Origin of the sequence: Stappia stellulata (genome assembly GCF_020176715.1) — a bacterium.
In the GTDB taxonomy this organism is placed as follows: Bacteria; Pseudomonadota; Alphaproteobacteria; order Rhizobiales; family Stappiaceae; genus Stappia.
On sequence record NZ_JAIVMF010000012.1, the window covers coordinates 35,618 to 53,286 of the forward strand.

General features: G+C 65.7%; 11 protein-coding genes. 9 read left to right on the top strand and 2 right to left on the bottom strand.

Annotated elements, in window-relative coordinates; genetic code table 11:
* Window positions 1-69: 69 nt before the first annotated feature.
* From LC092_RS14440 to LC092_RS14450, 3 genes are all read left to right on the top strand, one after another.
* A complete protein-coding gene (locus LC092_RS14440) occupies window positions 70-1,005 on the top strand; it encodes a TRAP transporter small permease subunit (protein ID WP_224807685.1) in 936 nt (311 codons plus the stop codon).
* 110 nt (window positions 1,006-1,115) lie between these two features.
* On the top strand, window positions 1,116-3,779 hold the full coding sequence (locus LC092_RS14445; RefSeq protein WP_224807695.1) for a TRAP transporter large permease subunit: 2,664 nt from the start codon (window positions 1,116-1,118) through the stop codon (window positions 3,777-3,779).
* Between the two features lie 233 nt (window positions 3,780-4,012).
* Window positions 4,013-7,474: an indolepyruvate ferredoxin oxidoreductase family protein gene (locus tag LC092_RS14450; protein ID WP_224807697.1), complete on the top strand. Its 3,462-nt coding sequence runs from the start codon at window positions 4,013-4,015 to the stop codon at window positions 7,472-7,474.
* A gap of 34 nt (window positions 7,475-7,508) precedes the next feature.
* On the opposite strand, the gene LC092_RS14455 is transcribed toward LC092_RS14450, so the two are convergent.
* Window positions 7,509-8,255, bottom strand: a complete 747-nt coding sequence (locus LC092_RS14455) for a response regulator transcription factor (RefSeq protein WP_224807699.1) — start codon at window positions 8,253-8,255, stop codon at window positions 7,509-7,511.
* On the bottom strand, window positions 8,252-10,192 hold the full coding sequence (locus LC092_RS14460) for a PAS-domain containing protein (protein WP_224807701.1): 1,941 nt from the start codon (window positions 10,190-10,192) through the stop codon (window positions 8,252-8,254). The genes LC092_RS14455 and LC092_RS14460 overlap by 4 nt, the downstream gene beginning before the upstream one ends.
* Window positions 10,193-10,456: 264 nt before the next feature.
* Here LC092_RS14460 and LC092_RS14465 point away from each other — a divergent pair, with 264 nt between their 5' ends.
* From LC092_RS14465 to LC092_RS14490, 6 genes are all read left to right on the top strand, one after another.
* Window positions 10,457-12,445 (top strand): AMP-binding protein, encoded by a 1,989-nt coding sequence (locus LC092_RS14465; RefSeq protein WP_224807704.1) that lies wholly within the window; start codon window positions 10,457-10,459, stop codon window positions 12,443-12,445.
* The gene (locus tag LC092_RS14470) at window positions 12,442-13,269 is read left to right on the top strand and encodes an ABC transporter ATP-binding protein (protein ID WP_224807705.1); all 828 of its coding nucleotides are present in this window, start codon (window positions 12,442-12,444) and stop codon (window positions 13,267-13,269) included. Before LC092_RS14465 ends, LC092_RS14470 begins: the two co-directional genes overlap by 4 nt.
* 13 nt (window positions 13,270-13,282) lie before the next feature.
* A complete protein-coding gene (locus LC092_RS14475) occupies window positions 13,283-14,179 on the top strand; it encodes a branched-chain amino acid ABC transporter permease (protein ID WP_224807706.1) in 897 nt (298 codons plus the stop codon).
* Window positions 14,180-14,212: 33 nt separating this feature from the next.
* Window positions 14,213-15,289: a branched-chain amino acid ABC transporter permease gene (locus tag LC092_RS14480; RefSeq protein WP_224807708.1), complete on the top strand. Its 1,077-nt coding sequence runs from the start codon at window positions 14,213-14,215 to the stop codon at window positions 15,287-15,289.
* 74 nt (window positions 15,290-15,363) lie between these two features.
* On the top strand, window positions 15,364-16,683 hold the full coding sequence (locus LC092_RS14485) for an ABC transporter substrate-binding protein (protein WP_224807710.1): 1,320 nt from the start codon (window positions 15,364-15,366) through the stop codon (window positions 16,681-16,683).
* A gap of 40 nt (window positions 16,684-16,723) precedes the next feature.
* Window positions 16,724-17,542 (top strand): ABC transporter ATP-binding protein, encoded by an 819-nt coding sequence (locus LC092_RS14490; RefSeq protein ID WP_224807712.1) that lies wholly within the window; start codon window positions 16,724-16,726, stop codon window positions 17,540-17,542.
* Window positions 17,543-17,669: the final 127 nt, after the last annotated feature.

Genomic DNA, 17,669 nt, shown 5'->3' on the forward strand with positions numbered 1-17,669 from the left:
AATGGGCCTCTCCGCCCGATGCGGGGTTCTGATCGGAGCGCGCTCACCGTTCGCTGGTTCGGATGGACCATGCTGGCCGTGATGACGGCGTTCATTCTCAACAACTACCTGACGTATTGGCACGATCTCCCCGGCATCGCCCCGATCTTCGGCGGCGTGGCGAACGGCAACGGCGGCATGGCGCTGTCCTGGGCCCAACTGCTGCTCTATGCGGCGCTGATTGGCGTCGCAACCGGTTACGTGCTGCGCTCCCCATCGGTGGCCTTGCGCAGCGACAGCCGGAAAATGGTCGCGATCAACGGGTTCCTTATCCGCGCCGCCTTCTTCGCCGTGCTGATCGTCGGCAGTGTCGATGCGGTGATCTCCTTCCTGCGGGTCGAGGGCCTGCTCGACGGCATTGTCGGCGAGGCGCTCTCCAGCGATCTCGGCCGGTCGCAGTTCCGCGGTCCCTATCTGCACATGCCGCTGATCGCGCTTTCGGTTGTGATTGCCGCCTTCACCCGGACGCTCGGGTTTACCTGGCTGGCGCTGCTGGTCGTCGCGGCCGAGCTCTTGATCGTGATCGGGCGCTTCATCTTTTCCTACGAGCAGGCGTTCATGGCCGACCTCGTGCGGTTCTGGTATGCGGCGCTCTTCCTCTTCGCCAGCGCCTATACCCTGTGGGACGAGGGCCATGTGCGCGTCGACGTGTTCTATGCCGCCTTCAAGTCGCGCACCAAGGGTTACGTCAATGCGGTGGGCTCGGTCTTTCTCGGCATGAGCCTGTGCTGGACCATCCTGATCATCGGCATGGGCGGCAAGCAGAACATCATCAACGCGCCGATCCTGTCCTACGAGACGACGCAGGCCGGCTTCGGGCTTTATGTCAAATACATGATGGCGGGCTTTCTCGGCGTTTTCGCCGTGTCGATGCTGATCCTCTTCACGGCCTATCTGCTGGAGGCGACAGCCGACATTCGCGAGGATCCGGGCGGACGCGAGATGTCGGGCGCCGCCGCACATTGAATTCTGCGATCGAGGGGCAGCCGTCCGGCTGCTCCTGAAACCTTCTAGCCGGTGCGGACGCTGTCGCGTGCGACAGCTCTCCGTAGCCTCATGCCGACGGGTCTCGGACGATGGAACTCTTTTTTCTCGCTCTGCTGGTCATCCTGATGGCCGGCGCACTCGGGTCGGGCTTTCCGGTTGCCTTCGCGCTTCCCGGATCCGCGATCCTGACGATCGGGATCGCCGCCCTGAGCGGTTATCTGTTCGCCGGTGAAACGGATGCCTTCTTCTCGCACGGCGGGCCGTCGCAATGGCTCAGCGCCGGCGTCACCAACTTCCGCGGCGTCTACTGGGAGGCGGAGCGAGATACGCTGATCGCGATCCCGTTGTTCGTCTTCATGGGCATCATGCTGCAGCGCTCGAAGATCGCCGAGGACCTGCTGGTCACCATGGCGCAGCTGTTCGGCCCGATCCCGGGCGGGCTTGGCATTTCCGTCGTCTTCGTGGGCGCGCTGCTGGCGGCGACCACCGGCATCGTCGGCGCCACCGTGGTGGCGATGGGCCTGATCTCGCTGCCGGCGATGCTGCGCAACAATTATTCGCCCTCGCTTGCCACCGGCACCATCGCCGCCTCCGGCACGCTCGGGCAGATCATCCCGCCCTCCATCGTGCTCATCATCCTGGCCGACCAGCTGGCAAGTGCCGTGGACCAGGCCGGGTCGATCCGCCAGACGCTCTACAAGGAAAGCACCGGCGAACTGTCGATGCCGTCGGATTTCGCGGTCACCTCGACGAGCGCCGGCGAGATGTTCCTCGGCGCCTTCCTGCCGGGACTGGTGCTCGTCGGTCTCTACATGCTGTTCATCATGGGGTTCGCGATCCTGAACCCGAAGTCGGCGCCGGCCGTGCATTACGGCGGCAAGTTCGACCGCGACTTCCTGGTGAAGGTCGTGCTGACGCTGTTCCCGCCGCTCGCCCTGATCTTCCTGGTGCTGGGGTCGATCATCGCCGGCGTCGCGACCGTCAACCAGGCCGGCGCGATCGGCGCGATCGGCGCCATGATCATGGCCGGCTACCGGCTGAGCGACGGCGAGAAGGGCAAATACACGCCCGCGATCCTGGCCGTGCTGGCTCTCCTGGCCATCGCGCTGGTCGTCAGCTTCCATGAGATCAACATCAAGCGGATCGACACCAGCGCCGACGTGGTCGGCCTGATCGTCGCGCTGATCGCGGTGTCGCTGCTGCTCTTCGCCATCTTCTGGAGCGGCTGGCGCACGCTGAAAATCCAGGACACGCTGAAAGGGGTGATGGTCGAGACGGCGAAGACGTCGTCCTTGGTCTTCATCATCCTGCTCGGCGCGGCCATGCTGACCTCGGCCTTCCGCGCCTTCGGCGGCGAGGAACTGGTCAAGGAATTCCTGCAAGGGCTGCCCGGCGGCTTCTGGATGCAGTTCCTGATCGTCATGCTGGTGATCTTCGTCCTCGGCTTCTTCCTCGACTTCATCGAGATCGCCGTGGTCGTCGTGCCGATCGTCGCGCCGATCCTGCTCGCCGATCCGTCCGCCAATGTGACGGCGGTGTGGCTCGGCGTGATGATCGGCCTGAACATCCAGACGTCGTTCCTGACGCCGCCCTTCGGCTTCGCGCTGTTCTACCTGCGCGGGGTGGCGCCAGCGACCGTGAAGACGACGGCGATGTACAAGGGCGTGATCGCCTTCATCGCGCTGCAGCTTGTGGCGCTCGGCATCGTCGGCTTCTATCCGTCGCTGGTGAACTATCTGCCGAACCGGTCGTCGCTCCTGTCGGAGACGGCGCCGCCGCCGCTCAATCCGCGGCTGCAGTACTGCATGGAAAACTACGTCCAGGAGCAATTCGCGGAAAACGGCGCCGACATTCGCGCCGCCATCCAGACGGCGAAGGCGCTCGATCTGTCCTATGTGCCGGAAGACCTGCGCGAGGATCTGGCCGAGAGCTTCGACAAGGCGGAGGAAAGCCTGACGCTGATGTCGCAGATCGTCGAGGCGGAAGCCGCCGTTGCGGTCGCCGCGGTCGATTATCGCCCGCTGCATGTGACGGTGCGCGCCATCGAGCGCGACATCCGGCGCATCGACGAGCGGATCGCCGATCTCGAGCTGATCGTGCGCCGGTCGGGCGAGGGGCAGATCTATTCGACCGCGCGCGGCGAACGCGCCACCCGGCAGATCGAGGACCTGAAGACCGACCGCGCCGCGCTGGTCGCGCAGATCCCCGCGGCCTGGGAGGACACCCACACGACCTTCGCCAAGATCCAGAACGCGGAAAATCAGGCGCGGCGCGATTATCGCCGGGCCGTGGACGATGCCTATGAGCCGCTTGGCGAACTCATGAAGGTGATCTCCGACGTGGACAGGCTGGCCGCCAGCGAGGACACCCTGCGCGGCCTCGCCCAGGAGCTGGACACGATGGAACCGGAGGCCTTCGTGGAGCGGGTCACCGACGTGCGCAGCATCTACAGCGACATCGAGGGCGCGCGCGACGTGCGCTCCGCCGTCAACGATGCGCGCTCGGCGATGCGCTCGCGCACGCCGGACCCGGAGGCGGCGCGCGCCGCGATCGCCGAGGCCATCACGCTGTTCGAGGCCGACATGGCCTGGCGCCAGCGGGCGAAGCAGGAGCTTCTGCCGCAGTTGATGGCCTATAACGACGCAATCAAGGACACCATCGGCCTGCGCGGCCAGCCGGCGCTGCCGCGCGAGCAGGCGCTCTATGTCGCCGCCTGCAACTCCAGCCATCGCGACGTGTCGCTGAGCTTCTAGAAAGCCGGCACATCACCAACGGGCGGACGCAGACCATGCGCCCGCCCGTTTTTCTTTGCGGATGCACAGGTTCCTCCTGCCCTCGCGCAACGCTTGATCCGGGCGGGGGCTAGGCTGTTAACTGGTCGCAACACGCAAGCCCCGGAGCGGGCGCGCCCTGTCGGGTGCCCTTCGGGGCTTGAGACATGCCTGCGCCCGACCGGGTGCCTACTTGCCAAGGGATCGCACATCACATGACGCGCAATCGGGTTTCGCTCGACGACAAGTTCGACCTCAGCAAGGAGCGGATCTTCATTTCCGGCACGCAGGCGCTGATCCGCCTGGTGCTGATGCAGAAGGAACGCGACCGGCAGGCCGGCCTCAACACCGCCGGCTATGTGACGGGCTACCGCGGCTCGCCGCTCGGCGCGCTCGACCAGCAGTTCCAGCGCGCGACGAAGCTGCTGACACCGGCGGATGTCGTCTTCCGCCCGGCGATCAACGAGGACCTGGCCGCGACCGCGCTCTGGGGCACCCAGCAGGCGCAGATGCGCGGCGAGGGCAAATACGACGGCGTCTTCGGCATCTGGTACGGCAAGGGGCCGGGGGTCGACCGCTCGGGCGATGCCTTCCGCCACGCCAATCTCGCCGGCACCTCGCCGCATGGCGGCGTGTTGGCGCTGATGGGCGACGACCACACCTGCGAAAGCTCGACGACCGCGCATCAGTCGGAATTCGCGCTGGTCGACGCGATGATGCCGATCCTCAATCCCGCCGGCGCGCAGGAGATCCTCGACTTCGGCCTCTACGGCTGGGCGCTGTCGCGCTTCTCCGGGCTGTGGACGGGCCTGAAGCTCGTCAAGGACAATGTCGAGTCGACCGCCTCAATCGACGGGCGGATCGACCGGGTCATGCCGATCTTTCCCGATTTCGCCTTTCCCGAGGGCGGGCCGCACATCCGCCCCGCCGAACATGCGCTGACCCAGGAAGCCCGGCTGCACAACGTCAAGCTTCCCGCGGCCCGCGCCTTCATTGCCGCCAATCCGCTCGACCGGGTGGTTCTGTCCGGCGGGCGCACGCCCCGGATCGGCATCGTCTCCACCGGCAAGAGCTATCTCGATGTGCTGGAAGCGCTCGACATGCTCGGTCTCGACGAGGTGGCGGCGGCCGACCACGGGCTGGCCTTCCTGAAGATCGGTTGCCCGTGGCCGCTCGATGCGAGCCGGATGCGCGATTTCGCCAAGGGGCTGGAGCTGCTGGTCTTCGTGGAGGAAAAGCGCGGCCTGATCGAGGGGCAGGCGAAGGAAATCCTTTACGGCACGCGCGACGCGCCGGCGATCATCGGCAAGCAGGACGAGGAGGGGCGCGTGCTCTTCCCCGCGCCGGCCGCGCTCGAACCCATGCATATCGCGCTGGAGATCGGCCGCCGGCTGCAGGAGCGCCGCCCGACCGAAGCGCTCGGTGCCGCGCTCGCGGATCTGGAAGGTCGTCGCGAGCGGCTCGCCCGCACCGGCGATGTCGCGGTGCGCAGCCCCTATTTCTGCGCCGGCTGTCCGCATAATTCCTCCACCGTCATTCCGGAAGGAAGCCGCGCCTATGCCGGCATCGGCTGCCACTACATGGTGCAGTGGATGGACCGCAACACGGAAGGCTACACCCAGATGGGCGGCGAGGGCGCCAACTGGATCGGCGAGGCGCCGTTCTCGCGCACCGGCCATGTGTTCCAGAACCTCGGCGACGGCACCTACAATCACTCCGGCGCGCTGGCGATCCGCGCCGCCCATGCCGCCGGCGTGAACATCACCTACAAGATCCTCTACAACGACGCGGTCGCCATGACCGGCGGCCAGGCCCATGACGGCGGGCTGACGGTTCCCGAGATCGCCCGCCAGGTGGCGGCGGAGGGCGCGCGCCGCGTGGCGATCGTCACCGACGAGCCGGAAAAATACCCGCCGACGACCGACTGGCCGGAGAACACGAGCATCGACCATCGCGACGACCTGATCGCGGTGGAGCGGGAACTGGCCGGCATCGAAGGGCTCACCGTCCTGATCTACGACCAGACCTGTGCGGCGGAAAAGCGCCGCCGGCGCAAGCGCGGCCTGTTCCCCGATCCCGACGAGCGGATCGTGATCAACGAACTGGTCTGCGAGGGCTGCGGCGATTGCGGCATCCAGTCGAACTGCGTCGCCATCCAGCCGGTGGAGACGGAATGGGGCCGCAAGCGCGCCATCGACCAGTCGTCCTGCAACAAGGATTTTTCCTGCGTGAAGGGCTTCTGTCCCTCCTTCGTCAGCGTCAAGGGCGGCGTGCTCAAGGGGCGCGCGGTGTCGCCGCCGCCGGCGCCGGAGGTTGCGGAGCCAAAGATCGCGCCGCTGACGCAGACCCATTCGGTGCTGATCACCGGTGTCGGCGGCACCGGCGTGGTGACCATCGGCGCGGTGCTCGGCATGGCCGCCCATCTCGACGGCCTCGGCTGCGGCATCATCGACATGGCCGGGCTCGCGCAAAAGGGCGGCGCGGTGACCAGTCACCTGAAGCTTGCGCCGCGGCCGGAGGATATTTCCGCGATCCGCGTCGGACCGGGGAGCGCCGACCTGGTGCTTGGCTGCGACATCGTGGTGGCCGGATCCGCCAAGGTTCTGACGGCGATGAAACAGGGCCGCACGACGGCGGTCATCAACACGCATGAAACGCTGCCCGGCGATTTCGCCCGCGATCCCGATTTCAGCCTGCCGGGCCGTCGCCTGGTTGCCGCAATCGAAGCCGCGGCGGGCAGCGACGCCAGCCGGTTCATCGATGCGACCGAGGTCGCCACGCAGATCTTCGGCGACGCGATTGCCGCCAACATGTTCCTGCTCGGCTACGGCTGGCAGCTCGGCGCACTGCCGCTCACCCGCGATGCGATCGAGGAGGCGATCCGCCTAAACAAGGTCTCGGTCGAGATGAACCTTGCCGCCTTCGCCTGGGGCCGGGTCGCCGCCGTCGATCCGCAGGCCGTCGAGCGTCTGGCCAGGAGCCGTCCGGAGGCGCTGGCGCACCGCCGGCTGTCGGAAACGCTGGACGAGATGGTGGCGCGCCGCGTCGCCTTCCTTACCGAGTATCAGGACGCCGACTATGCCAAGCGCTATGCGCAGCGTGTCACGGCCCTTCGCCAGCGGGCGGCGGGTCTCGGCGACAAGGGTGAGGAGATCGTCCGCACCGCGGCGCGCGAATTGTTCCGCCTGATGGCGATCAAGGACGAATACGAGGTCGCGCGGTTGTTTACCTCCGGGGCCTTCGCCGACCAGCTCGCGGAGACCTTCGAAAGCCACGAGCGGCTGGAGTTCCACCTCGCGCCGCCGATGCTGAGCCGCACGGACCCGCGCACCGGCCGGCCGGCCAAGCGCCGCTTCGGACCGTGGGTTATGCCGGTGTTCCGCATGCTGGCGCGGCTGAAAGGGCTGCGCGGCGGGGCGCTGGATGTCTTCGGCCGCACGGCGGAACGGCGCATGGAGCGCCGGTTGCGCGACGATTATGTCGCGGTGGTCGAGGAGGTCGCGGGAACGCTCTCGCAGGCCAATGCCGATCAGGCGCTGGCGCTTCTGGCCTATCCGGAAGGCATCAAGGGCTTCGGACCGGTGCGGGAAACATCCGCGAAGCGGGCGGAGGCGAAGGTGCCGGACCTGCTTGCGGCCTATCGCAATCCGGAAGCGGCGAAGCTCGCCGCCGAATAGGGGGAAGGGCCGCGCGCGGGCCCTGCGGCCCGCGTCAGCTCCAGTCGACCTGGGCGGTGAGCATGTAGCCGGACCCGTAGACGGTGCGGATCAGGGTCGGTTCGTCCGGGCGGGTCAGCTTCTTGCGAATGCGCGAGATGCGCACGTCGATCGCCCGGTCGAGCGTGTCGTCGCGCCCGCCGTGTTCCAAGAGGTGGTCGCGGGTCAGCACCCGCTTCGGGGCTTTCAGCAGGGCCGTCAGCAGGGTCGCCTCGCCGGTGGAGAGAAAGCTCTCCTCGCCGTCGGGGGCGACCAGCCGGTGCGATCCCGGCTCGAAGCGCCAGCCGGCGAAGCGCGCGGCTTTCACGTCCGTTTCGGCTTGCTGGTCCGGCGGGTTGGCGCGGCGCAGCAGCGAGCGGATGCGGGCGACGATCTCGCGCGGGTCGAAGGGTTTTACCACATAGTCGTCGGCGCCGAACTCAAGCCCCATGATCCGGTCGGAGGCATGGGCGCGCGCCGACAGCACCAGAATCGGCACGGACCCCCGCGCGCGGATGCGGTTGATCGCTTCCATGCCGTCCATGTCCGGCAGGCCGAGATCGAGGATCACGGCGGCCGGCATTTGCCGGGCGATCTCATGCAGCGCGGCCTCGGCGGTGGCGAAACCGCTGGCGCGAAAGCCGTAGGTGGCGAGCGTGTCGCACAGCAAGGCGCGGATGTCGGCGTCATCCTCCACGACGAGGATCTGCGTGCCGTCGCCTTCGGGCGCGGCCGTGTCGCGATGGGATCCGGAGGTGGTCATGGGGCGAGTATCTCGCTCATCGTTTTCGCCAGCATGCTGCTTGTAAAGGGTTTGGGCAGGACGGGACAAGCCGGGCGGGTCGCCTCTTTGGCCGGGCCTTCGCGGTAGCCGGTCATCAGCGCCATCGGCAGGCCGGGGCGGATGCGGCGCAGTTCCTCGACGAGCGCGAGGCCGTTGACCTGACCCGGCATGACGATGTCGCTGAGCACCGCGCGAATGTCGGGAACATCGCGCACGAGATCGATGGCGTCGCGGGCCTCCGTCGTCACCAGCACGGTGTAGCCGAGGGCGCAGAGCTGGTCCCGCACCACATTCGCCACCGCCTCGTCGTCGTCGACCAGAAGCACCAGTTCGCCGTTGCCCTCCGCGGCATGCGGCTCGTCGGCGCCGTCGCCCTGCATGTCCGCGCCTGACAGCGCGGGCAAAAGGATGCGGATGTCGGTGCCGCGGCCCGGTTGCGAATCGATTGCGACATTGCCGCCCGTCCGGCGCGCGAAGCCGTAGACGGTCGGCAGGCCGAGGCCGCTGCCGGTGCCGAAGGGCTTGGTGGAGAAGAAGGGGTCGAACGCCTGCCGGCGCACGTCCTCGCTCATGCCCGTGCCGGTGTCGCCGACGAGGATCTGCGCATAGGCGCCGGGCTCCACGCCAAGCCGGTCGGCCTGGGTGTCGGACAGTTGCAGCCGGGTGAGCGAGAGCGACACGCGACCGCCGTCCGGCATGGCGTCGCGGGCGTTCAGCACGAGATTGACCAGCGCGTTTTCCAGCTCGGCCGGGTCGACCTCCGCCACCAGATTGTCATCGCCGATGGCGGTCGACCAGGAAATCGCGGAGGGGAGCGAGCCGGCCACCAGCCCCTCGATATTGGCGATGACGCCGGACAGGCGCACCGGCCTGGTGTTGGGGGCATCGCCGCGCGCAAACGCCAAAAGCCGCCGGGTGAGATCGGCGCCGCGCTGCGCGGCGTGGAGGATCGGGTCGAGATGGGCGGCGAGATCCGGCATGGCGGGCGCGTCGGCCCGGCGGCGCAGCGCCAGCACGTTTCCGATGATGATGGTCAGAAGGTTGTTGAAGTCATGGGCAAGGCCGCCGGTGAGCTGGCCGACGGCCTCCATGCGCTGGGCGTGGGCTAGGGCCGTCTCGCTGCGCTTCTGGTCGGTGGCGTCGAGCGACAGCACGAAACAGCCGAGCGTGCGGCCGTCGAGGGTGCGGTCGGGGATCAGCGTCGAGCGCATGTGCACGAGCCGGCCGTCGGCGCGGGCGCGCGAATATTCGTAGGAGACCGCATGGCCGCGAAACGCCTTCTCGATATGCGGGGCGATCTCCCGGTAGAGCTCCGGTCCGATCACGTCCTCCGCGCGCTTGCCGATCATGGATTCCACCGTCTGGTCGAACCATTTGGCGTAGCGGCGGTTGGCGAAGCGAAAGACCGGCCCGGGGCCGAGATATGCGACCAGCGCGGGCACATTGTCGGTGACGAGGCGCAGCCAGTCCTCGCTCTGGCGCAACTGGCGGGTGCGCTCTTCCACCGTGCGCTCCAGCGACGCCTGATGCTCTCGCTCGCGGGTGACGTCGGTATAGGTGGTGACGAAGCCGCCCTCAGGCAGCGGTGCCCCGGTGACCAGAACCACCTGACCGTCGGGGCGGATGCGCTCGAAATTATGCGGCTCGAAAAGGCGTGCGCGCTCCACCCGGCGCGCGACCAGTTCGGCGACATCGCCCTCGCCATATTCGCCACGCGCCGCGTTGACCTCCAGGAAGGCCGCCAGATGGGTGCCGCGCTTTGCCAGGTGAAACGGAAAGTCCAGCATCTCGAAAAGCTGGCGGTTCCACGCCACAAGCCGCAGATCGCCGTCGAAAACGGAAAAACCCTGGTTGATGTGGTCGAGCGCCGCCTGCAGCAGATCGAGGCGGTCGCGGAAAAGGTCGCCGCTGGACATGGGGCGAGTTTACGCAAAGTCGCCGGGCTGTCGAACGAAAACACCCGTCCGCCGGCCCGCTGCTTTGAAACATTTCGTTGCAATTGGCACATACTGGCGCAATGACCGGGCCGTAGCCTTCCCTTGCGCTCAGTTCCGCGTCACTCGCCTGTAATTCTCCAAAAAGAGAGAAAGGCTTGATCCGGCGGATCGTTGGTAGTCTGATAGCGCCAAAGAATTATGCGACCCCGACAAAACAGGGGCGCAAAGAGGGGAAGAAACGCAATGGCAGGGTCGCCCGTCGTCGAGCGCCTCGACGAGGACACCTTTCCGAAAATCCTGTTGCGCAACGCCAAGGTCTTTGCTGACCGTCCGGCAATGCGCGAAAAGGATCTCGGAATCTGGCAGGCCTGGAGCTGGTCGGAGGTCCTGGAGGAAATCCGGACCTTTGCCATCGGCCTGCAGGACATCGGCTTCACCGAGGGCGACAGGATCGCCATCGTCGGCACCAACCGGCCGCGTCTCTACTGGACGATGGTCGCCGCGCAGTCGCTCGGCGGCGTGCCGGTGCCGCTTTATTCCGACAGTGTCGCAGAGGAAATGGCCTTCGTGCTGGAGCACGCCGAGGTGCGCTTCGCCTGCGTGGAGGACCAGGAGCAGGTCGACAAGCTCCTGTCGATGTCGGAGGGGCTGCCGCGGCTGGAACACGTCATCTACGACGATCCCAGGGGCCTGCGCGACTACGACCACACGCGGCTGCATTCCTTCGAGGAGATGCAAGCGGTGGGGCGCAAGGCGCTCGATGCCGATCCGGCGCGCGAACGCGCCTGGCTGGAGCGGATCGCCAAGGGCAAGGGCGACGACATCTCGGTGATGCTCTACACCTCCGGCACCACGGGACGGCCCAAGGGCGTGATGCTCTCCTTCGACAATCTCGTGATTTCGGGTCGCAACGGCAACGCCTTCGACAAGCTCGACGAGCACGAGGAAACGCTCGCCTATCTGCCGATGGCGTGGATCGGCGACCATGTGTTCTCGCTCGCCCAGGCCTATACGGCCGGCTATTGCGTCAATTGTCCGGAGAGCCTGGAGACGGTGCTGTCCGACCGCCGCGAGATCGCGCCGACCTATTTTTTCGCGCCGCCGCGCGTCTTCGAGGGCCTTTTGACGCACATCATGGTGCGCATGGAGGACGCCAGCAAACTCAAGAAGAAGATGTTCGACGTCTTCATGGGCGTGGCCAAGCGGGTCGGCGAGCGCATCCTGAACGGCGAGGACGTCGGCCTGAAGGATCGTCTGGCCTATTGGCTCGGCGAGATCCTGGTCTACGGACCGCTGAAGAACCAGATGGGCTTCACCCGCCTCAAGGTCGGCTACACCGCCGGCGAGGCCATCGGCCCGGAGATCTTCCGCTTCTACCGCTCGCTCGGTCTTAATCTGAAGCAGCTCTACGGCCAGACGGAAGCCAGCGTCTATATAACCATGCAGCCCGACGGCGAGATCTTCGGCGACACGGTCGGCAAGCCGGCCACACAGGTGGAGCTGAGGATCGCGGAAAACGGCGAGGTGCTCTACCGCTCGCCGGGCGTCTTCGTCGGCTACTACAAGAACGACGAGGCGACGAAGTCGACCAAGACCGAGGATGGCTGGGTGCTGACCGGCGACGCCGGCTTCATCGCCGACAACGGCCATCTCAAGATCATCGACCGGGCCAAGGACGTCGGCAAGCTGACGAGCGGCGCCCTGTTCGCGCCGAAATACATCGAGAACAAGCTGAAGTTCTTCCCCGATGTGAAGGAGGTCGTGGCCTTCGGCGACGGGCGCGACTTCTGCGGCGTCTTCGTCAATATCGACCTGACGGCGGTGGGCTCCTGGGCGGAGCGCAACAACGTCAACTACGCCTCCTATCAGGAGCTGGCCCAGCATCCGCTCGTCTATGACATGATCGAGCGTCACGTCGACCAGGTGAATCGGGACCTTGCCGGCGAGCCGATGATGGCGGGCGCGCAGATCAAGCGGTTCCTGGTGCTGCACAAGGAGCTCGACGCCGACGACGGCGAGCTGACCCGCACCCAGAAGGTGCGCCGCTCCTTCATCGCCGAGCGCTATGCGCCGCTGATCGAGGCGCTTTACGACGGCTCGACCGAGAAACACGTCAAGACGGAAGTCACCTATGAGGACGGCCGCAAGGGCGCGCTCGAGGCAACCGTCGAGATCCGCGACATGACCCTTCACCCCGCCTCGGGGCGCAACATTCAGGAGGCGGCGGAATGAGTGCCTTTGTCGATCCCGCCCGCATGGCCGGCCACTCCGGCATGGAAAAGGGCGAGGTGCTGCTGCGCGTCGACAATGTGTCGCTGGCCTTCGGCGGCGTGAAGGCGATCACCAACATCTCCTTCGACATCGTCAAGGGCGAGGTGCGCGCGATCATCGGGCCGAACGGCGCAGGCAAGACGTCGATGCTCAACGTGATCAACGGCTTCTACCATCCGCAGGAGGGCACCATCACCTGGCGCGGCAAGGTGCGGCGCAAGATGAAGCCCTATGAGGCGGCGAGCAACGGCATTGCCCGCACCTTTCAGAACGTGGCGCTGTTCAAGGGCATGACGACGCTCGACAACATCATGACCGGCCGCGGCCTGAAGATGAAGTCCAACTTTATCTGGCAGTGCCTGCACTGGGGCCCGGCGCTCAAGGAGGAGATCGAGCACCGCCGCAAGGTGGAGGAGATCATCGACTTCCTCGAGATCCAGGCGATCCGCAAGACGCCGGTCGGGCGTCTGCCCTACGGGCTGCAGAAGCGCGTCGAGCTCGCCCGCGCGCTCGCCATGGAACCGGAACTGCTGCTGCTGGACGAGCCGATGGCCGGCATGAACCTTGAGGAAAAAGAGGACATGAGCCGCTTCATCCTCGACGTGAACCAGCAGTTCGGCACCACCATCGCCCTGATCGAGCACGACATGGGCGTCGTCATGGACCTTTCCGACCGGGTCGTGGTTCTCGACTACGGCCGCAAGATCGCCGATGGCCCGCCCGACGAGGTGCAGGCCAGCCAGGATGTGATCGACGCCTATCTCGGCGTTCCGCACGAACACTAAAGGACAGCGTGAGATGGAGTTTCTGATCGAAACGATCCTGTCGGGCCTGATGGCCGGCGTGATGTACTCGCTGGTCGCCCTCGGCTTCGTGCTGATCTTCAAGGCATCCGGCATCTTCAATTTCGCGCAGGGCGTGATGTGCCTGTTCGCCGCGCTGACCTTCGCCGGCATCATGGAAAAGACCGGCCTGCCCTGGCCGATCGCCTTCGTGATGACCATCGGCGTGATGGTCTTCGTCGCCTGGGCGGTGGAGCGCTTCGTGCTGCGCCATCTGGTCAACCAGGAGCCGATCATCCTGTTCATGGTGACCATCGGGCTTGCCTATGTGCTGGAAGGCGTCGGCGACATCCTGTGGGGATCGGACGTCAAGGTGCTCGACATCGGCCTGCCGTCGGGCGCCTCCGACTACATGCTCGACAATTTCAATATCTACGTCGAAAAGCTCGAGGTCTTCGCGGCGCTGATTGCCGCCGTGCTCGTCGGCTTCCTGGCGATCTTCTTCCAGAAGACGCGCATCGGCCGGGCGCTGCGCGCCGTGGCCGACGATCACCAGGCAGCGCTTTCGGTGGGCATTTCGCTGCAGACCATCTGGGTCATCGTCTGGTCGGTCGCGGGCTTCGTGGCGCTGGTCGCGGGAACGCTGTGGGGCGCCAAGTCGGGCGTCCAGTTCTCGCTGTCGCTGATCGCGCTGAAGGCGCTGCCGGTGCTGATCCTTGGCGGCTTCACCTCCATTCCCGGCGCCATCGTCGGCGGGCTGATCATCGGCGTCGGCGAGAAGCTGGCCGAGATCTACGTCGGCCCGATCGTCGGCGGCGCGATCGAAAACTGGTTTGCCTACATGCTGGCGCTCGCCTTCCTGCTGGTCCGCCCGCAAGGGCTGTTCGGCGAACGCATCATCGAGCGCGTCTGACGCGGGCTATTCCTCAGGACGGGTGATACCTCAATGCTTTATCGTGAAGCCGGCCAATACAAGACGTCCTACCAGCGCGACCAGGCGATCTTTCCGATCGCCCAGGACCGCTGGGTGGTGTGGACGTTCGTCGCGGTCGCATTCCTGGTCGTGCCGTTCTTCGTCAACGACTACTGGACGAATGCCGTTCTGCTGCCGCTGCTGATCTACGGGCTGGCGGCGCTGGGCCTCAACATCCTGGTCGGCTACTGCGGCCAGATCTCGCTCGGCACCGGCGGGTTCATGGCGGTCGGCGCCTATGCCTCCTACAAGCTGATGACCTCCTTTCCCGAGATGAACATGATCCTCGTCGTGTTGCTGTCGGGCGGGATCACGGCGGCGGTGGGGTCGTTGTTCGGCCTGCCCAGCTTGCGCATCAAGGGGTTTTACCTCGCGGTGGCGACGCTGGCCGCGCAGTTCTTCCTGGTCTGGCTCTTCAACAAGGTCGGCTGGTTCTACAATTACTCGATGACCGGGCAGATCACAGCGCCGGACCGCGAGATGTTCGGCTTCCTGCTGACCGGCCCGTCGGCTTTGCCCTGGGTGAAGTACCTGTTCTGCCTGACGATTCTCGCCGTCTTTGCGCTGATCGCAAAGAACCTGGTGCGCGGGCGGCTGGGCCGCAACTGGATGGCGATCCGCGACATGGACATCGCCGCCGAGCTGATCGGCGTGCGTCCGCTCCTGACCAAGCTGTCGGCCTTCGCGGTCTCCTCCTTCTACATCGGCATGGCCGGCTCGCTGCTCTTTTCCGTCTATCTCGGCGCGGTCGAGGTCGGCGAGGTGTTCGGCATCAACGTGTCGTTCCTGGTGTTGTTCATGGTGATCATCGGCGGGCTCGGCTCCATTGTCGGCTCCTTCATGGGCGCGGCCTTCCTGGTGCTTCTGCCGATCTTCCTGAAAAACTTCATGGTCGATGGTTTCGGCATGATGCCGGTCACGGCCAAGCATGTGGAAATCCTGTTGATGGGCCTTCTCATCATCTTCTTCCTGATCGTCGAGCCGCATGGCCTTGCCCGGCTCTGGCAGATCACCAAGGAGAAGCTGCGGATGTGGCCCTTCCCTTACTGAGGCAGCGCGACACAACACATAAACACGCGTCCTCAGCCAACTGCCCGATATCCTGTTCCATGGGAGGAAACGAAATGAAACTGAAGCATCTGACAGCCGGTCTGGCCGCCCTTGCGGTCGCCGCGCCGCTGGCGGTGACAACCGCCCAGGCGTATGAACTGACGATCCCGTCGCTGGTCTATCGCACCGGGCCCTATGCACCGGGCGGCATTCCCTTCGCCAACGGCTACGCGGATTACTTCAAGCTGCTTGAGCAGCGCGACGGCGGCATCAACGGCGCCACGATCAACTTCGTGGAATGCGAGACAGCCTACAACACGCAGCAAGGCGTGGAGTGCTACGAAAACACCAAGGGGCAGGGCGACAGCGGCGCGCTCGTCTATCAGCCGCTCTCCACCGGCATCACCTACCAGCTTATCCCGAAAGCCTCTGTCGACGAGATCCCGCTGTTCACCATGGGTTACGGCCGGACCTCGGCCGCCAACGGCAAGGTGTTCCCGTGGATCTTCAACTTCCCCGGCACCTATTGGGACGCGGCGTCGGGCATGGTGAACTATGCGGCGGCGATCGAGGGCGGCGAGGACCAGCTCAAGGGCAAGACCATCGCGCTCGTCTATCACAACTCCGCCTACGGCAAGGAGCCGATCCGCACGCTGGAGGAGCTTGCCAGCAAGCACGGCTTCAAGCTGGAACTTCTGCCGGTCGACCATCCGGGCCAGGAGCAGAAGGCCACCTGGCTGCAGATCCGCCGCATGCAGCCCGACTGGGTGCTGATGTGGGGCTGGGGCGTCATGAACCAGGTCGCGGTCAAGGAAGCCTCCTCGATCCGCTTCCCGATGGACCGTTTCATCGGCAACTGGTGGGCCGGGTCCGAGCACGACGTGACGCCGGCGGGCGAGGGCGCCAACGGCTATCTCTCCGCCACCTTCCACGCACCGGGCGCCGACTTCCCGCTGCACCAGGAAATCCTGGAGAAGGTCTATGACGCCAACATGGGCGCGGGCGAGCGCGAGCGCGTCGGCGAGGTGCTCTACAACCGCGGTCTCGTCGCTGCCGTGTGGACGGTCGAGGCCATCCGCAAGGCGATGGAGATCAAGGGCTCCAACGAGATCACCGGCAAGGACGTGCGTGAAGGCCTCGAGGCGCTGAACGTCACCGAGGAGCGGCTCGGCGAGCTTGGCCTGCCGAACTTCACCTATCCGGTCACGATGTCCTGTGCGGTGCATTCCGATCCGGGCACGGTGCTGATCCAGCAGTGGGACGCGGCCGCCGGGACCTGGCGCGTGGTTGCCTCCGGGATCGAGCCGGACCGGTCGGTGATCATGCCGCTGATCGAAGAGGATTCCGCGGCCTATGCGGCGGAAAACAACATCACTCCGCGGGACTGCAACTGACCGTCGCGACGGTCACGATCCCGATAATGTGGAGCTGAAAATGAACGAGACGTCCGCCAATCCAATCCTTTCGGTGAACAACATCGAGGTGATCTACGATCACGTGATCCTGGTGTTGAAGGGCGTCTCGCTCACCGTACCCGAGGGGGGCATCGTTGCCCTCCTCGGCGCCAACGGCGCCGGCAAGACCACCACGCTGAAAGCGGTGTCCAACCTGCTCGGCGCCGAACGCGGCGATGTCACCAAGGGCGCCATCCTGTTCGAGGGCGAGGAGGTGCAGGCGCTGTCGCCGAATGATCTCGTCAAGCGCGGCTGCATTCAGGTGATGGAGGGCCGGCATTGCTTCGGCCATCTGACGATCGAGGAAAACCTCCTGACCGGTGCCTATACGCGCCGCGACGGGGCGGCCGCGATCAAGAAGGACCTGGAGAAGGTCTATGCCTATTTTCCGAGGCTGAAGGAGCGCAGGTCGAGCCAGGCGGGCTATACCTCCGGCGGTGAACAGCAGATGTGCGCCATCGGCCGGGCGCTGATGAGCCGGCCGAAGATGATCCTGCTCGACGAACCGTCGATGGGGTTGGCCCCGCAACTGGTCGAGGAAATCTTCGAGATCGTCAAGGAACTGAACCGCAAGGAAGGCGTGTCCTTCCTGCTGGCGGAACAAAACACCAATGTCGCCCTGCGCTACGCGACCTACGGCTACATCCTGGAATCGGGGCGCATCGTTCTGGACGGCGACGCCAAGGCATTGCGGGAAAACGAGGACGTCAAGGAATTCTACCTTGGGGTCGGCGGCGAGGGGCGCCGGTCGTTCCGAAACGTGAAGCATTACAAGCGGCGCAAGCGCTGGCTGGCCTGACCGGCCGCGGGATCTGGTCCGACACAGAGTTTTGAGATCGTCCGTCGCCGCCGAAGCCTTTCAGCGGACCGGCGTCGTATTGCCCGGGGCGACCGGGAACACCATCAGCCTGAGTGCATGGGGAAAG

Bases quoted from the DNA above. Each gene is read 5' to 3' on its own strand.
- LC092_RS14455 (WP_224807699.1), bottom strand. From the start codon at position 8,255: ATGACCACCTCCGGATCCCATCGCGACACGGCCGCGCCCGAAGGCGAC.
- LC092_RS14465 (WP_224807704.1), top strand. From the start codon at position 10,457: ATGGCAGGGTCGCCCGTCGTCGAGCGCCTCGACGAGGACACCTTTCCG.
- LC092_RS14445 (WP_224807695.1), top strand. From the start codon at position 1,116: ATGGAACTCTTTTTTCTCGCTCTGCTGGTCATCCTGATGGCCGGCGCA.
- LC092_RS14460 (WP_224807701.1), bottom strand. From the start codon at position 10,192: ATGTCCAGCGGCGACCTTTTCCGCGACCGCCTCGATCTGCTGCAGGCG.
- LC092_RS14475 (WP_224807706.1), top strand. From the start codon at position 13,283: ATGGAGTTTCTGATCGAAACGATCCTGTCGGGCCTGATGGCCGGCGTG.
- LC092_RS14485 (WP_224807710.1), top strand. From the start codon at position 15,364: ATGAAACTGAAGCATCTGACAGCCGGTCTGGCCGCCCTTGCGGTCGCC.
- LC092_RS14480 (WP_224807708.1), top strand. From the start codon at position 14,213: ATGCTTTATCGTGAAGCCGGCCAATACAAGACGTCCTACCAGCGCGAC.
- LC092_RS14450 (WP_224807697.1), top strand. From the start codon at position 4,013: ATGACGCGCAATCGGGTTTCGCTCGACGACAAGTTCGACCTCAGCAAG.
- LC092_RS14470 (WP_224807705.1), top strand. From the start codon at position 12,442: ATGAGTGCCTTTGTCGATCCCGCCCGCATGGCCGGCCACTCCGGCATG.
- LC092_RS14490 (WP_224807712.1), top strand. From the start codon at position 16,724: ATGAACGAGACGTCCGCCAATCCAATCCTTTCGGTGAACAACATCGAG.
- LC092_RS14440 (WP_224807685.1), top strand. From the start codon at position 70: ATGCTGGCCGTGATGACGGCGTTCATTCTCAACAACTACCTGACGTAT.